General features: G+C 64.0%; 15 protein-coding genes. 14 read left to right on the forward strand and 1 reads right to left on the reverse strand.

Annotated features, from left to right (window positions below):
* The first annotated feature begins 52 nt into the window (after positions 1–52).
* From BMW28_RS02015 to BMW28_RS02050, 8 genes are all read left to right on the forward strand, one after another.
* Positions 53–556, forward strand: a complete 504-nt coding sequence (locus tag BMW28_RS02015) for a hypothetical protein (protein ID WP_091813205.1) — start codon at positions 53–55, stop codon at positions 554–556.
* 468 nt (positions 557–1,024) lie between these two features.
* A complete protein-coding gene (locus tag BMW28_RS02020) occupies positions 1,025–1,717 on the forward strand; it encodes a GNAT family N-acetyltransferase (protein WP_234969937.1) in 693 nt (230 codons plus the stop codon).
* Positions 1,718–1,891: 174 nt separating this feature from the next.
* Positions 1,892–2,770: an HlyC/CorC family transporter gene (locus BMW28_RS02025; RefSeq protein ID WP_091813207.1), complete on the forward strand. Its 879-nt coding sequence runs from the start codon at positions 1,892–1,894 to the stop codon at positions 2,768–2,770.
* Complete coding sequence (lnt, locus tag BMW28_RS02030) at positions 2,760–4,472, forward strand: apolipoprotein N-acyltransferase (protein ID WP_091813209.1); 1,713 nt, start codon at positions 2,760–2,762, stop codon at positions 4,470–4,472. Before BMW28_RS02025 ends, lnt begins: the two co-directional genes overlap by 11 nt.
* 91 nt (positions 4,473–4,563) lie before the next feature.
* Positions 4,564–5,481: a glycine--tRNA ligase subunit alpha gene (glyQ, locus tag BMW28_RS02035; RefSeq protein WP_091813210.1), complete on the forward strand. Its 918-nt coding sequence runs from the start codon at positions 4,564–4,566 to the stop codon at positions 5,479–5,481.
* A gap of 11 nt (positions 5,482–5,492) precedes the next feature.
* Positions 5,493–7,670 (forward strand): glycine--tRNA ligase subunit beta, encoded by a 2,178-nt coding sequence (gene glyS / locus BMW28_RS02040; RefSeq protein WP_091813213.1) that lies wholly within the window; start codon positions 5,493–5,495, stop codon positions 7,668–7,670.
* Between the two features lie 30 nt (positions 7,671–7,700).
* A complete protein-coding gene (gene gmhB, locus BMW28_RS02045; RefSeq protein ID WP_091813215.1) occupies positions 7,701–8,330 on the forward strand; it encodes a D-glycero-beta-D-manno-heptose 1,7-bisphosphate 7-phosphatase in 630 nt (209 codons plus the stop codon).
* 24 nt (positions 8,331–8,354) lie between these two features.
* On the forward strand, positions 8,355–9,170 hold the full coding sequence (locus BMW28_RS02050; protein ID WP_091813218.1) for a M48 family metallopeptidase: 816 nt from the start codon (positions 8,355–8,357) through the stop codon (positions 9,168–9,170).
* Positions 9,171–9,300: 130 nt separating this feature from the next.
* On the opposite strand, the gene BMW28_RS13000 is transcribed toward BMW28_RS02050, so the two are convergent.
* On the reverse strand, positions 9,301–10,056 hold the full coding sequence (locus tag BMW28_RS13000) for a septal ring lytic transglycosylase RlpA family protein (RefSeq protein WP_234969939.1): 756 nt from the start codon (positions 10,054–10,056) through the stop codon (positions 9,301–9,303).
* Positions 10,057–10,244: 188 nt separating this feature from the next.
* Here BMW28_RS13000 and BMW28_RS02060 point away from each other — a divergent pair, with 188 nt between their 5' ends.
* The 6 genes from BMW28_RS02060 (at position 10,245) to BMW28_RS02085 (ending at position 16,593) form a co-directional block, all read left to right on the forward strand.
* On the forward strand, positions 10,245–10,733 hold the full coding sequence (locus BMW28_RS02060; RefSeq protein WP_091813222.1) for a MerR family transcriptional regulator: 489 nt from the start codon (positions 10,245–10,247) through the stop codon (positions 10,731–10,733).
* A gap of 120 nt (positions 10,734–10,853) precedes the next feature.
* Positions 10,854–12,035 carry an isovaleryl-CoA dehydrogenase gene (locus BMW28_RS02065; RefSeq protein ID WP_091813224.1) on the forward strand — a complete coding sequence of 394 codons (1,182 nt, stop codon included), beginning with the start codon at positions 10,854–10,856 and terminating at the stop codon, positions 12,033–12,035.
* Positions 12,036–12,118: 83 nt separating this feature from the next.
* Positions 12,119–12,802: a carbonate dehydratase gene (gene can, locus BMW28_RS02070; protein WP_091813227.1), complete on the forward strand. Its 684-nt coding sequence runs from the start codon at positions 12,119–12,121 to the stop codon at positions 12,800–12,802.
* Between the two features lie 39 nt (positions 12,803–12,841).
* Positions 12,842–14,641, forward strand: a complete 1,800-nt coding sequence (gene aceK, locus BMW28_RS02075; RefSeq protein WP_091813230.1) for a bifunctional isocitrate dehydrogenase kinase/phosphatase — start codon at positions 12,842–12,844, stop codon at positions 14,639–14,641.
* 23 nt (positions 14,642–14,664) lie between these two features.
* Positions 14,665–15,846 carry an acetyl-CoA C-acyltransferase gene (locus BMW28_RS02080; RefSeq protein WP_091813232.1) on the forward strand — a complete coding sequence of 394 codons (1,182 nt, stop codon included), beginning with the start codon at positions 14,665–14,667 and terminating at the stop codon, positions 15,844–15,846.
* 63 nt (positions 15,847–15,909) lie between these two features.
* Positions 15,910–16,593, forward strand: a complete 684-nt coding sequence (locus tag BMW28_RS02085) for an SDR family oxidoreductase (protein WP_091813235.1) — start codon at positions 15,910–15,912, stop codon at positions 16,591–16,593.
* Positions 16,594–16,596 lie beyond the last annotated feature (3 nt).

A 16,596-nucleotide genomic window follows, 5' to 3' on the forward strand; every position in this document is an offset into this window, starting at 1 on the left:
CAGCACGGATCCATCCGATCCAGGCTTCCCTCTATTCAACAAGGAGCACTCCATGGGCCTTCTCGATACCCTGACCCAGATTGTCAACGCCGCCAGCCAGAACAGCCAGCCGCAACAACAGCAAGTGGAAGAGCTGCAGCAGGCTCCGGCCGATGTGCTGTCCCAAGGCCTGCGCGAGGCATTCGACTCCAAGGACACTCCCTCCATCGGCAATCTGGTGGGCCAGATGTTCGGCCAGTCCAGCAACCAGCAGCAGGCTGGCCTGATCAACCAGATCATCCAGGCTCTGGGTCCGGCAGCTGCCACGGCGCTGGCCGGCGGTGTGCTGCAGAAGGTGCTCAAGCCGGGTTCCGACCAGGTGGAAGCAGCCGATGTGGCCCAGCTGTCTGCAGACGAGGTGACTTCGGTGGTGAACGAGGCCCAGGCCCAGCGCCCCGAACTGAGCCAGCAGCTGAGCGAGTTCTATTCCCAGCACTCCGGCCTGATCAAGGCCCTCGGTGGCGTGGCGCTGCTGGCGGCCGCCATCAAGATGAAGCAGTACGCGGAACGGAACTGAGTTCCGGTGAGGCGACGCCAGCCAGTGCGTCGCCCGCACTCAGACTGCCCGGATGCCGCAAGGCTCCGGGCATTTTTGTTGGCGACCTGCGAACCGCGGGCACGCGTCGGTGATTACCACCAAGGTGCAAGGCAGGTCGGGCGAGATCAAGGGTTTTCCCGTATTCAGGTAAGGGCATCTGCAGTGCCTCTTTCACGGCTGTCATCTTGTTGTTATAAATGTAAGTTAGCCGTAATCAATCGGACTGGAGGAAGGCTGGCTGGGGCTGCGCAAGCCGTCGCAAGTGCGCACTGTGACACGTTTTTTTGCATTTCTCCGACAGAAATGTTGCGCTGCAGCAAAACACTGGATTGCTTCAGGGAAAACCCGTATACTCCGCCCGATGTTTCATGTCGCGCCCCTGGGCGCAGGCACCTTGTTGGTATCTGCCAACAGGCGGTGCCACCACCATGAAGAGAGGCATTGATCATGCTGATGACCGAAGAACTCACCACCGAAAAATCCGGAGAGAAGCCGGCCCACAAGGCACGGCTGCATCTTGACGCCCCCATCCGCGAAGTGCCCGAGCGCCATCGCGAACGCATTCTGCGCCACCTGCTGGCGCTCGACGAACGTGACCGTTACCTGCGCTTTGGCTACATGGCCAACGACAAGCAGATCACCCGCTATGTCGACAGCCTCGACTTCAACCGCGACGAGCTGTATGGCGTGTACGACAACAACCTCGAACTGGTGGCGCTGGCGCACCTGGCCTATTCCGAAGACCCGCAGCACCGCGAGTGCGCCGAATTTGGCGGCTCGGTGAACAAGAGTGAGCGCGGCCGTGGCCTGGGTCAGCAACTGTTCGACCGTGCCATCCTGCACTGCCGCAACCGTGGCGCCCATCTGCTGTTCATTCATGCCCTGTCCGAAAACAAGGCCATGCTGAAGATCGCCCGCAACGCCGGTGCCACCGTCGAGCGCAGCGGCTCCGAGTCCGAGGCCCACCTGGTGTTGCCCGAAGCCACCGTGGCGACCCGCATCGAGGAGCTGCTGGACGACAGCGTGGCCCGTACCGATTACCGCATCAAGCAGCAGGTGCGCCAGTTCTGGGCCTTCCTGGACTTCCTGCACGATCTGCGCCACGGCGTGGACGCCAGCCGCCAGCAAAGCGGCCGCTGACGGCTTCCGGCGCCTGCAGGCGGCGTACCCGCACGGCCGATAGTCGCCCACAGAGGCACTCCGAACGTCAGCCGGCATTCGCAGCAACACACAGGCCATCCCGACATCAGGGATGGCCTTTTTTTGTGTATGCTTGAACGTATTGCAACTTTCGCACCACAGGTGCACAGCTCAGTGAGTGATCCATCGCCTGCGCCCGGCATAGGGCATGAAGACAAACGCGGCCTGCTGCAGAAAATCGCCGAATTCCTGCACCCGGGCCCGGATTCGCACGAGGAGCTGTACAACACGCTGTCCCAGGCCGAGCACAACCAGGTGATCAGCGCCGAGAGCCGCATCATGCTCGAGGGCGTGATCCGCATTGCCAATCTCACGGCGGGCGACGTGATGGTTCCCGCCAAGCGCATGGACCTGCTCGACATCAACTGGAGCTACCAGGAGTTGCTGCGCACCGTCATCACCACGGCGCACTCCCGTTTTCCCGTCTACGAAGGCGAGCGCGACAACATCATCGGCGTGCTGATGTCCAAGGACCTGCTCAAGCTGCAGCGCGCGCCCGAGCTCAACCTGCGCGTGCTGCTGCGCACCCCGCTGTTTATTCCCGAAAGCAAGGGACTGAACGACCTGCTGCGCGAATTCCGCGCCAAGCGCAGCCACCTCGCCATGGTGATCGACGAATTCGGCCGCCTGGCCGGCCTGCTCACCATCGAGGACATCCTGGAAGAGATCGTCGGCGAGATCGATGACGAATTCGACGAGCCGGAAGAAGAGGGCAGCATCTTCAAACTGGCCGACGGCAGCTACCGCGTCAGCGGCGATACGCCGATCGAGCGCATCAACGAACACTTCGAGGTCGAGGTGAAAACCTCCGACCCCGAGGACGCCGACCATTTCGACACCATCGGCGGCGTCATTGCGCACGAGATGGGCCATGTGCCCAAGCGCGGTGAATACATCACCCTGGCCGGGCTCAACTTCATCGTGATGCATACGCAGCACGGTGCGGTGCGCTGGTTCAAGGTCACCCCGGCCGTGGCAACCGATGCAGCCTGAAATCCGGGGGGGCGCAGAGCGCGCCGCCAGGGGAACTTCCATTGCGACACCCGCCGTCCTGCCGCGGTGGCTTCTTGCCGCTGCCTTGGTGCTTGCCGGTGCATTGCATGCCGGCAGCGTGGCTTGGCCCTGGGGCGGACAGGCTTTGTGGTGGCTGCAGTTGCTGGCACTCGCGGCCGGCGTCTGGCTGATCGGCCAGCCCGTGGCCGGAGGCGATTCGCGCAAGCGCGCGTTCCGCGCCGGCTTTCTGCGCGGCTGGCTGTTTGCGCTGGCTTGGCTCTGCACCACGTTCTGGTGGCTGTACGTTTCCATGCACACCTATGGCGGCATGCTGCCTTGGCTGGCCGGAGGCGCCGTGGTGCTGCTGGCGGCGGGGCTGTCGCTGTATTACGCACTGGCGGCGGGCCTCTGGCTGGCATGGCGCAAGGCGCATCCCTTCCGTCCCTGGGGCGGACTGCTGTTTGCCGCCCTGTGGCTGCTCGCCGAGCTGTGCCGGGGCGTGCTTTTTACCGGGTTTCCCTGGGGGGCTGCGGGGTACGCTCATGTGGACGGGTCGCTGTCCGGCTTTGCGCCCTGGCTGGGCGTGTACGGCATCGGATTTGTGGCGGCCTGGTTTGCGGCCGGCCTGGGCCAGATGCTTTGGAAACTGCCGCTGGGGCATGGTGCCCACCTGCCCAGCCCGGCCACGCCGCGCGGCACCATGGTGCTGGCCTTGGGCACCCTCGGCCTGGGGCTGGTGCTGCAGCAGGCCGTCAATCCGGGGCTGACCCGCAGCGCTGGCGATCGCCCCCTGCGCGTGGAGCTGCTGCAGGGCAATATCCCGCAGAACGAGAAGTTCCAGCCCAACGGCGGGGTGCTGGTGGCACTGGAGTGGTACGGCGCGCAGCTTGGCGCCTCCAGCTCCGATCTGGTCGTGATTCCCGAAACCGCCATCCCGATGCTGCCGCAGCAGCTGCCCCCGGATTACTGGCAGGCCCTGCAGCACCGTTTCGCCATGGGCGATCAGGCGGCCTTGCTGGGCATGCCGGCCGGCAATGCCGATACCGGCTACGCCAATGCAGTGGTCGGCATGGCACCCGGAGGCGTGCGCACCATTGGCGGCACGCGCCAGGCCGAACTGGCCTTGCCGCCGGCCGCATTGCCTGAATACAGCTACGCCAAGCACCATCTGGTGCCTTTCGGCGAGTTCATTCCCTTCGGTTTCCAGTGGTTCGTCGACATGATGCAGATGCCGCTGGGCAACTTCCAGCGCGGGGCGCTCAGCCAGCCGCGTCTGCTCTGGCAGAACCAGCGCATCCAGCCGAATATCTGCTACGAGGACTTGTTTGGCGAGGAACTGGCGGCCAGCTTTGGCGAGCCCGGCGTGGCCCCGACCGTGCTGGTCAACGTTAGCAACATCGCCTGGTTCGGCGACACCGTCGCCATCGACCAGCACCGCCACATCAGCCGCATGCGCGCCATCGAACTGGGCCGCCCCATGCTGCGCGCGACCAATACCGGCGCCACCGCCATCATCGACCATGCCGGCCGCGTGCAGCAGGAGTTGCCGCGCCTGCAGCGCGCCGTGCTGTTTGGCGAGGTGGAAGGCCGCGATGGTGTCACACCGTTTGCCTGGTGGGCGGCGCGCATGGGGCTGGCGCCCCTGTGGCTGCTGGGGCTGATCGTGGCCGCAGTGCTGCTGCTCGGGCTGCGCCGGCGCTGACTGAGCGCCCACGCAGCGCAATCCCGACCGCACCCTGCATTCGCCCCTTAAAATCAAGAGATCAGCCCGTTCCCGGGCCCAAGAGAACTCCATGCTGACATTCCAACAAATCATCCTCAAGCTGCAGCAATACTGGGACGCCCAGGGCTGCGCGCTGCTGCAACCCTATGACATGGAAGTGGGCGCCGGCACCAGCCACACCGCCACTTTCCTGCGCGCCATCGGCCCCGAGCCCTGGAAAGCCGCCTACGTGCAGCCCAGCCGCCGCCCCAAGGACGGCCGCTACGGCAACAACCCCAACCGCCTGCAGCACTACTACCAGTACCAGGTGGTGCTCAAGCCGGCCCCGTCCAACATCCTCGAGCTCTATCTGGGTAGTCTCGAAGCACTCGGCTTCGACCTGAAGAAGAACGACATCCGCTTCGTCGAGGACGACTGGGAAAACCCGACACTGGGCGCCTGGGGCCTGGGCTGGGAAGTCTGGCTGAACGGCATGGAAGTGACCCAGTTCACCTACTTCCAGCAGGTTGGCGGCATCGACTGCAAGCCGGCAACGGGCGAGATCACCTACGGTCTGGAGCGCCTGGCCATGTACCTGCAGGGCGTGGACAACGTCTACAACCTCAAGTGGACCGACACGCTCAGCTATGGCGACGTCTACCACCAGAACGAGGTGGAACAGTCCACCTACAACTTCGAGCACAGCGATGCCGACTTCCTGTTCACCGCCTTTGCCGCGCACGAGAAGCAGGCCAAGTACCTGATGGAGCAGCAACTGGCACTGCCAGCCTACGAGCAGGTGCTCAAGGCCGCCCACACCTTCAACCTGCTGGATGCCCGCGGTGCCATCAGCGTTACCGAGCGCGCTGCCTACATCGGCCGCATCCGCAACCTGGCCCGCGCCGTGGCACAGGCCTATTACGAGAGCCGTGAACGCCTCGGCTTCCCGATGGCTCCGCGCGAATGGGTGGCGCAAATCGAAAAGACCCTGGACAAGAAGGCCGCCTGAGAAAGAACCCCATGACTACCCCCAACCTTCTCGTCGAACTGTTTGTTGAAGAGCTGCCGCCCAAGGCTCTGAAAAAGCTGGGTCAGGCCTTTGCCGATACTCTGGTCGCTTCGCTGCGCGCCCAGGGCCTGGCCAATGGCGACAGCATCGTCACGCCCTACGCCAGCCCGCGCCGTCTGGCTGCCCATATCACCCGCGTCGCTGCCAAGGCAGCCGACAAGCCGGTGCAGCTCAAGCTGATGCCGGTCAGTGTCGGCCTGGATGCGGAAGGCAAGGCCACTCCGGCACTGCTGAAGAAGCTGCAGGCCATCGGTGCCGATGCCAGCGTGGTGCCCCAGCTCAAGCGCCAGCAGGACGGCAAGGCCGAAGCCCTGTTCTACGACAGCATCGTCGATGGTGCCGTCCTCGATACCGGCCTGCAGAAGGCGCTGGAAGAAGCCATCACCAAGTTGCCGATTCCCAAGGTCATGACCTACCAGCTGGAAACCGACTGCGAACTTCCTGGCTGGAGCAGTGTGCAGTTCGTGCGTCCGGCGCATGGCTTGGTGGCCTTGCACGGCAGCACGGTGGTGCCGGTCAAGGCGCTGGGCCTGCGTGCGGGCAACAGCACGCGCGGCCACCGTTTCGAAGCCCGGGTGGATCCGGTGGTGATCCCTGATGCCGACAGCTACGCCGCCACGCTGCGCGAGCAGGGCGCCGTCATCGCCAGCTTCGACGAGCGCAAGGCCGAGATCGTGAGCCAGCTGGGCGCCGCAGCAGCCAGCATCGGCGGTGGCTGCGCCCCCATCAGCGACGAAGCCCTGCTGGACGAAGTCACCGCTCTGGTCGAGCGCCCGCACGTGCTCACCTGCGCCTTCGAGCAGGAATTCCTCGACGTGCCTCAGGAATGCCTGATCCTGACCATGAAGGCCAACCAGAAGTACTTCCCGCTGCTGGATGCAGAAGGCAAGCTCACGCACCAGTTCCTGGTCGTCAGCAACATCCATCCGGATGATGCCAGCGCCGTGATCGGCGGCAACGAGCGCGTGGTGCGCCCGCGTCTGGCTGATGCCAAGTTCTTCTTCGACCAGGACCGCAAGAAGAAGCTGGAAGACCGCATCCCCGGTCTGGCCAAGGTGGTGTATCACAACAAGCTGGGCACCCAGGGCGAGCGCAGCGAGCGCGTGCGCGGCATTGCCCACGCCATCGTCAACCAGCTGCGCCTGGCCACGCACCCCTACACGGTCGAAGCCAAGGACGAATACGACGTGCTCGACAGCAAGGTGCAGCAGGCTGCCCAGCTGGCCAAGACCGACCTGCTGACCGATATGGTGGGCGAGTTCCCCGAACTGCAGGGCACCATGGGCAACTACTACGCCCGCCACGAAGGCCTGCGCGACGGCGTTGCCATCGCCATCGAGGACCACTACAAGCCGCGCTTTGCCGGCGACGCGCTGCCGCGCAACCATACCGGCACCGTGCTGGCGCTGGCCGACAAGCTGGAAACCCTGGTCGGCATGTTCGGCATCGGCAACCTGCCCACCGGCGACAAGGATCCTTTCGCGCTGCGCCGCCATGCGCTCGGCGTGATCCGCATCCTGATCGAAAAGCAGCTGCCGCTCAATCTGGACGAGCTGCTGGCCGCTGCCGCCGGTACTTTCGGCACGCTGCTGCCCGAGGCGGCCACCAGCAATCAGCAACTGCAGGCCTTCATCTACGAGCGCATCACCGGCTACCTGCGCGACCTGGGCTTCAGCGCCCAGGAAGCCGATGCCGTGGTTGCCGTGCGTCCGCCCTGGGGCGAGATCCCGCGTCGCCTCGAAGCCGTTCGCGCCTTCGCTGCTCTGCCCGAAGCACAGGCGCTGGCCGCTGCCAACAAGCGCATCGGCAACATCCTGAAGAAGGCAGGTGATGCCGGCCAGGTGGTCGATGCGCACGTGAGCGAGATGCTGCTGCAGGAGCAGGCCGAGAAGGACCTGTTCGCTGCCGTCAACAGGATCGTGCCCGAGGCCGATGCCCACTTCGACGCCGGCCGCTACACCGAGTCGCTGCAGACACTGGCCGCGCTGCGCGCACCGGTGGATGCCTTCTTCGACGACGTGATGGTCAATGCCGAAGATGCAGCATTGCGCATGAACCGCCAGGGCCTGCTCAAGCTGCTGCACAACGCCATGAACCGCGTTGCGGATCTGGCGCGTCTGGCCGTCTGACGCCGTTCCCCTCGCTACCGGAGGCACGCCATGGTTCGCCGAAACAAGAACAACCTCAAGCTGGTCATCATCGACCGTGACGGCACCTTGAATGTCTACCGCGAGGGCTACATCAAGGAGCCGGAGGAGTGGGTGCCGGTACCGGGTGCGCTGGAGGCCATTTCGCTGCTCAACCGCAGCGGCTGGCATGTGGTGGTGGCCAGCAACCAGCCGGCCATCGGGCGCGGGGTGATGGATGCTGCCACGCTGCACGCCATCCACGCCGTCATGCACAAGCAGCTGGCGGCCGTGGGGGGGCGCATCGATGCCGTGTTCTTCTGTCCGCACACCCCGGACGAGGCCTGCCACTGCCGCAAGCCGGCTCCGGGGCTGTTCGAGGAAATCGGCGAGCGCTACGGCGTGGAGCTGTCCGAGATCCACGGCGTTGGAGATGCCTTGCGCGACGTGCAGGCTGCGGCCGCGGCTGGCTGCATTCCGCATCTGGTCTGCACTGGCGAAAGCGAGCAGTGGCTGGACCGTCCGCTCGATGATTCCTTCCCGCCACACACCATCAAGCATCCGGACCTGCTGGCCTTTGCGCACTACCTGATCGCGCAGAAGCCCCAGCCCGACGAGCCCGGTCTGCAGGTACCGCCCGGGCAGGGCGCCCTGGCGGCCTGAGCCTTTCAGCCCGGGACAGGCAGCATGCCCCTGTTTTCCTCAGCCCTGTTGCACGCTTCGCCCGAGGCGACGCCGCGGCAACCGCTGCTGCAGCATCCCGAGCCCAACGGCCACCTGCTGCTGCAGGGCGAAATGGTGCACTACCTGTTGCAGCGCGCCCGTCGCCGCAGTGTCGGCATGCGCATCACCGATCAGGGGCTGGTGGTGACAGCCCCCGGCTGGCTGGCTCTGCCCCAGGTGGAGGCCATCCTGCAGCGCAAGGGGGCCTGGATCGTCGGCAAGCTGCGCGCCCACCATCCCTCGCATCCGGACCGCCAGCAGACCGTGCTGCAGTGGCAGGATGGCATGCTGTTGCCGTATCTGGGGGGCCACATTCCGCTGCATCTGACCGCGCCCGATTCCGCGCGCCCGCGCCGCAGTCCCGCTGCCCGCCTGCTGCCCGGCGAGCCGCCTGTGCTGGCCGTGCCTCTGCCTGTCGGCACTGATCCGGAATTGGTCAGCCGCAGTGTGCAGCGCTGGTTCCGGGAACAGGCGCTGGAGCACTTCACGCAGCGCATCGCCTGCTTCGCACCCATTCTTGGCGTGCGTTGCCAGTCCTTGCAGCTGAGCAGCGCCCGCACGCGCTGGGGCAGTGCCTCGGCGCGCGGCGTCATCCGCCTGCACTGGGGCCTGCTGCATTTCGCGCCGGAACTGGTGGACTACGTGGTCGTGCACGAACTCTGCCACCTCAGGGAGATGAACCACAGCGTGCGCTTCTGGCAGCTGGTCGAATCCATCCTGCCTGACTATCGCCGCTTGCGTCAGCAGCTCAAGGCGGTGCGCCTGCCCGTGTGGCAATAGGCGCGGAGGCGCCGCAACGCCAGCAGCAATGCGGTCGATCCCTGACGCTGCCGGCCGGCCCCACTTCTGCAACGCCCACGAAAAAGCCCTGCATCGGCAGGGCTTCATCAGGGGAGGGCGCAGGCGCTGATCAGCTTTCCTTGCCCTGGGCAATCTTCTGCAGCTTGCCGCCCTTGCCGGCCTTGTACAGCATCACGCGGTACACGCCGTGGTTCTTCACGCCCAGCTGGGTGGCTGCTGCGCGGCTCAGGTCGATGATGCGGCCATGCGCGTAGGGGCCGCGGTCATTGATGCGCACCATCACCGACTTGCCGGTATCCGGGCTCTTGACCAGCACCATGGTGCCGAAGGGCAGCGTCTTGTGCGCAGCCGTCATGGCATTCATGTTGTAGCGTTCGCCGTTGGCGGTAAGGCGGTTGTGGAAGCGGTCGCCATACCAGGAGGCCTTGCCCTGCTGGAAGGAGGCGCCTTCGGCATCGGCCAGCAGTTCGGTCGGCTTGCCGATGCCCGCGGCGATGTCGGCCACTTCAGGAGCAGCGTAGCTGGAGCGCTTGCTGTTGCGGCGGTTCTTGCGCTTGCTGTCCTGGGCGACGCGGGCTTCCTTGGCAAAGCTCGGGGCGGCCGGCAGGGTCATGGCGGGCTGCTCGGCGGCATCCGCAAACACATGCGGTTCGGCCTGTACGGTGGCAGGAGCAGTCACGGGTGCGAAGGATTCGCCAGCCGGTTGAACGGCCTGTACGGAAGCAGAAATCTGGGGAGAGGAGGGGGCATCGATGGACTGTGCCCATGCCGTGCCAAGCAGCATGCTGCAGAAACCCAGACCTGCCGTCAGGCAGAGGGCACGCAGCGCATCACTCCTGTGTTTGATAAGGAATGTGTTCTTCATGACGGCCGAGAATAACTGCATCTGGACACCATGGCAACAATTTTGTGGTGGATTTGTTGAATCCAGGCGTGATAAGCTGATGAATTCATTGGATTTTTCAGCTAACTGAAAGCTTCGGGCCGCATTCGGCATACGGGTTTCCCCCGCTGGCAGCCCGCCAGAAAGCAGCCGTCGCTCTACAATATTTGATGCAAAAACAACAACGGGCCGCTGCCGGCGCAGCCGGCCGTCCGGACCAATCGGGAGACTATGTCGTGGCTACAGGGGTTACCTATTCCATCAGTGATTTGGCCAAGGAGTTCGACCTGACCACGCGTGCCATTCGCTTCTATGAGGACATGGGGCTGCTGCAGCCCCAGCGTACCGGCGAGGGCCGCCGCGTGCGCGTCTACTCGCCGCGCGATCGCACCCGCCTCAAGCTCACCCTGCGTGCCAAGCGCCTCGGTTTCAGCCTGAGCGAGGCCAAGCAGATCATCGAGCTCTACGACAGCCCGCGCGACACGCTGCCGCAGATGCGCCTCTACCTGGATACGCTCGCCACCCACCGCCGCCAGCTCGAGGTGCAGCTCGGTGAGCTCCAGGCCAACCTCGACGAGGTCAAGGCGCATGAAAAGGAAGCGCGCACGCTGCTCAACCGCATGATGAGCGCCGGCAACGAACGTGCCACCAAAAAGTGATATACCGTAGGTGCGGAGTACTGTGCGGCTGTCAGCAAGTTGTCATTGACGTTTACGTCAACGTCATATAATCTGCCGGTTAATTTCCATCACCACAGAGAAACCATCAGGAGACTACCCATGAGCAATATGCCCGGACTCAACTTCCAGCTTGGCGAAGACATCGATGCACTGCGCGATGCCGTCTACACCTTCGCCCAGGCTGAAATCGCCCCCCGTGCTGCCGAAGCCGACCGTACCGACCAGTTCCCGATGGACCTGTGGCAGAAGTTCGGCGAGCTGGGCGTGCTGGGCATGACCGTTCCCGAAGAGTACGGCGGCACCAACATGGGCTACCTGGCGCACATGATCGCGCTGGAAGAAATCAGCCGCGCCAGCGCCTCCATCGGCCTGAGCTACGGCGCGCACTCCAACCTGTGCGTGAACCAGATCAAGCGCAACGGCAACGAAGCGCAGAAGCAGAAATACCTGCCCAAGCTGTGCAGCGGCGAGAACATCGGTGCGCTGGCCATGTCCGAGCCGGGCGCTGGTTCAGACGTGGTGAGCATGAAGCTCAAGGCCGAGGACAAGGGCGGCTACTACCTGCTCAACGGCAGCAAGATGTGGATCACCAACGGCCCTGACGCCGACACCATGGTGGTCTACGCCAAGACCGAGCCCGAGCTGGGCGCGCGCGGCATCACTGCCTTCATCGTCGAGAAGGGCATGAAGGGCTTCTCCACCGCACAGAAGCTGGACAAGCTGGGCATGCGCGGCAGCCACACCGGCGAAATGGTGTTCCAGGACGTGGAAGTCCCGGCCGAGAACATCCTGGGCGAACTCAACGGCGGCGTGAAGGTGCTGATGAGCGGTCTGGACTATGAGCGTGCCGTGCTGGCCGCCGGCCCCGTCGGCATCATGCAGGCAGTGATGGACAACGTGGTTCCCTACATCCACGACCGCAAGCAGTTCGGCCAGTCCATCGGCGAATTCCAGCTGATCCAGGGCAAGGTGGCTGACATGTACACCGTGCTGCAGGCCGGCCGTTCCTTCCTGTACACCATCGGCAAGAACCTGGACGCCCTGGGTGGCGGCCACGCCCGCCAGGTGCGCAAGGACTGCGCGTCCGTCATCCTGTGGACGGCCGAGATGGCTACCAAGATGGCCGGCGACGGCATCCAGATCTTCGGTGGCAACGGCTACATCAACGAGTACCCGCTGGGCCGCCTCTGGCGCGATGCCAAGCTGTACGAGATCGGTGCCGGTACCAGCGAAATCCGCCGCATGCTGATCGGTCGCGAGCTGTTCGCCGAGACGATGTAATCTCCCCCTGGACGGCCGCGGCAGCCGCATGGCGCCCGCGGCCGTTTTTCCATCTGTTTTTTCCCTCTGTTTTCAGGACCGCGATGAACGATACCCCCACCACACCCGAGCGCGACAGACTGACGAACCTGTTCGAGAAGAACCGCGAATGGGCGGCCGAGATGGAAAAGAAGCGTCCCGGCTTCTTCACCAGCCTGATGGAACAGCAGAATCCCGAATACATGTGGATTGGCTGCTCCGACAGCCGCGTGCCGGCCAACCAGATCACCGGTCTGGCTCCGGGTGAGGTGTTCGTGCATCGCAACGTGGCCAACGTGGTGGTACCGACCGACCTGAACTGCCTGTCCACCATCCAGTACGCGGTGGACCAGCTCAAGGTCAAGCACCTGATGGTGGTGGGACACTACGGCTGCGGTGGCGTCAAGGCGGCCCTGCTCGACCTGCGCGTGGGTCTGGCCGACAACTGGCTGCGCCATGTGCGCGATGTGGCCGACCGGCATTACAAGCGCATGCAGCGTGTGCCCGAAGCGCGCAAGCTCGATGCCCTGTGCGAACTCAATGCCATCGAACAGGTGGTGAACGTGGCCCAGAGCACGGTGATGCAGGATGCCTGGAGCCGTGGCCAGGACGTGACCCTGCATGGCTGGGTGTACGGCATCAGCGATGGCCTGGTGAACGACATGCGCATGACCTGTGGCAGCAACGCCGAGTTGCTGCCCGTCTACAAGCAGGCACTGGAGAACTGGGACAGCCGATACTGCGCATAATGGAGGGTTAATACAACCACCATAATGCACGGAGACACGATGTTCCCCCAACGACTCGACGCCCCTGAAGCGTATGAAATTGCGCGGGCGATGCTGGACGGCTTCGACCGTCACTATCGCCTGTTCCGCTCCGAATCGGGCCGCGCCAAGCACCGTTTCGAAACGCAGGACTGGCACGCGCAGCAGCGTGCCCAGCGCGACCGTATCGAGTTCTACGATCTGCGGGTGGACGAGTGCATCATGCGGCTGGAGCGTGAGTTCCGTGCGCATGAGCTGCCCATGACCGTGTGGCAGCAGGTCAAGCTGTTCTACATCGGCCTGCTCGTCAACCACCATCAGCCCGAACTGGCCGAGACCTTCTTCAACTCGGTCACCACCACCATCCTGCACCACAGCCACTTCAGGAACGACTTCCTGTTCATCCTGCCGGCCATGAGTACCGAGTACATCGAGTGCCAGGATGACGTGCTGCATCCCTCCTTCCGCGCCTACTACCCCAAGTTCGAGCAGCTGCACGAGGCGGTGCGCACCATCGTGACGGATTACAACCTGCACGTGCCCTATGAAGACCTCGAAGGCGACATTGCGCGCGTGGTCGAGGTCCTCAAGCACCAGATCGGCGACGTCAAGCTGCGCGCCAACTTCCAGATCCAGGTGCTGAGCAGCCTGTTCTACCGGAACAAGGGCGCCTATGTGGTGGGCAAGATCGTCAACAGCTACCGCGAAGTGCCGTTCTCGCTGCCCATCCTGTTCAATGATGACGGCAAGCTCTACATCGATGCGGTGCTGCACGGCGAGAACGACATGCGCGCGCTGTTCAGCTTCTCGCGGGCCTACTTCATGGTCGACATGGAGGTGCCCAGCGCCTACGTGCAGTTCCTGCGCAGCCTGATGCCGGGCATGCCGCGCGCCGAGATCTACAATGCGCTGGGCCTGGCCAAGCAGGGCAAGACGCTGTTCTACCGCGACCTGGTCAGCCACCTGCAGCACAGCACCGACAACTTCCGCATCGCTCCCGGTATCAAGGGCATGGTGATGCTGGTGTTCGACATGCCGTCCTTCCCGTACGTGTTCAAGATCATCAAGGACTACTACCCGCCGCAGAAGGACACCACGCGCGAGCTGATCGAATCCAAGTACAAGCTGGTGAAGCACCACGACCGCGTCGGCCGCATGGCCGACACGCTCGAGTTCCGCAACGTGGCCTTCCCGCGCGACCGTTTCGACGAGGACCTGATCGAGGAAATCCGCAAGTTCGCCCCGAGCCAGATGGAGATCGCCGATCTGGACGACGACGGCGAAGAGGAAGTGATCTTCAAGCACATCTACATCGAGCGCCGCATGATTCCGCTCAACATGTATCTGCAGGAAGCCTTTGACGCCGGTCTGGAAAACAGCCGCTCGCATCACCAGATGGAGCATGCTGTGGTTGAATATGGCAATGCCATCAAGGATCTGGTGGCGGCCAACATCTTCCCCGGCGACATGCTGTGGAAGAACTTCGGTGTCACCCGTCATGGCAAGGTCGTTTTCTACGATTACGATGAGATCGAATACATCACCGACTGCAACTTCCGCAAGGTGCCGGCTCCGCGCAACGAGGAAGATGAAATGTCCGGAGAGATCTGGTACAGCGTCGGCCCCAAGGACGTGTTTCCGGAAACCTTCGGTCCCTTCCTGCTCGGCAACGATGCCGTGCGCGAGGTTTTCATGAAGCACCATGGCGACCTGCTGGATTCGCAGTTCTGGCAGGCCCACAAGGAGCGCATCCAGCGCGGCGAAGTGCTGGATGTGTTCCCGTATGAGCAAGAAAAGCGCTTCGAGCGCAAGACCCGTTAACCTAACCTCAGGAGAATCTTGAAATGGCTGAATCCATTGTCATCGTTGGCGCCAAGCGCACCCCCATGGGCTCGTTCCAGAGCGACTTTGCCAACCTGGCGGCAAGCGATCTGGGCGCCGTGGCCATCAAGGCCGCTGTCGAGCAGGCCGGCATCAAGCCCGAGCAGGTCGACGAAGTGTATTTCGGCAACGTGCTGATGGCTGGCCAGGGCCAGGCGCCCGCACGCCAGGCCGTGATCAAGGCCGGCCTGCCCAAGTCCACCGGCGCGGTTACCGTGCACAAGGTGTGCGGCTCCGCCATGAAAACCGTCATGATGGCGGCTGACACCATCGCTGCCGGCAACGCCGACATCATGGTCGCTGGCGGCATGGAAAGCATGACCAACGCTCCCTACCTGCTGAAGAAGGCCCGTGGCGGCTACCGCATCGGTCACGACAAGGTGTATGACCACATGATGCTGGACGGCCTGGAAGACGCCTACGAAGCCGGCCGCAGCATGGGTACCTTCGGCGAAGAGTGCGCGGAGAAGTACAACTTCACCCGTGAAGACCAGGACAAGTTCGCCATGGCCAGCGTGCAGCGCGCGCAGGACGCCATCGCCGCTGGTGCGTTCAAGGACGAGATCGCTGCCGTGACCGTGGCCGACCGCAAGGGCGAGCGCGTGGTCGACACCGACGAAGGCCCGGGCAAGATCAAGATCGACAAGATCCCCACGCTGCGTCCTGCCTTCAAGAAGGACGGCACCATCACCGCTGCCGCCAGCTCCAGCATCAACGACGGTGCTGCCGCCATCGTGCTGATGACCGAAAGCAAGGCCAAGGAAATGGGCCTGCAGCCGCTGGCACGCATCGTCAGCTCTGCCACCTTCGCGCAGGAACCGAACTGGTTCACCACCGCCCCCGTGTACTCCAGCCAGAAAGCCCTGGAAAAGGCTGGCTGGAAGGTCGAGGACGTGGACCTGTGGGAAGTGAACGAAGCCTTTGCCGTGGTGCCCATGGCCCTGATGAAGGAACTGAACGTGCCGCACGACAAGGTCAACGTGAACGGCGGCGCCTGCGCCCTGGGTCACCCCATCGGCGCGTCCGGCGCCCGCATCATGGTCACGCTGATCCATGCCCTGAAGGCCCGTGGCCTGAAGAAGGGTCTGGCCACGCTGTGCATCGGCGGCGGCGAAGGCACTTCCGTCTGCCTGGAACTGGTGTAATTCCGGTCTGAACCAGGTGAAGGCGGGCATGCTGCGGCATGCCCGCCTTGCTTGAGCCCTCGCATGTCCACCATCGTCCTCATCGGCGCCTCGCGCGGCATTGGTCTGGAACTGGCACGGCAGTACGCCGCCGCCGGCGATCGCGTGATCGCCACGGCACGCGATGACGCGGGTGCCGAACGCCTGCAGCAGGCGGGTGTGCACCAGATCCTGCGCGTGGATGTCGCCAAGCCGGCCAGCGTCAGCGGTCTGGCCTGGCAGCTCGACGGCGAAGCGGTGGATGTGGCGGTTTACGTGGCCGGCGTCGGTCACCGGGCCGATGCCACAAGCCCGCCCACGCAGAACGATTTCGACCACGTCATGCACACCAATGTGTTGGGTGCCATGCAGGTGATTCCGCAGGTGGCGCCGCTGGTTGAGGCCGGGCGCAACGGACAGGGCGGCGTGTTCGGCTTTGTCTCCAGCGGGCTGGGCAACATCACGCAGGCTGCCGACAGCGACTGGTGGCTGTATCGCGTGAGCAAGGCGGCGCTCAACATGGCGGTGGCCTCGGCACGCCACAGCTATCCGCGTGCGGCCATGGTCTGCCTGGATCCGGGCTGGGTGCGCACCGACATGGGCGGCCCCTCGGCACCGTTGTCGGCAGAGGACAGCGCAGCGGCATTGCGCCGGAACTTGACGCAAATCACATTGTCATCCTCGGGACAGTTTGTCCATCGCGATGGCGTCGCTTACGATACATGGTGATGC

Origin of the sequence: Allobrachymonas denitrificans DSM 15123 (genome assembly GCF_900110225.1) — a bacterium.
GTDB classification, from domain to species: Bacteria; Pseudomonadota; Gammaproteobacteria; order Burkholderiales; family Burkholderiaceae_C; genus Brachymonas; species Brachymonas denitrificans.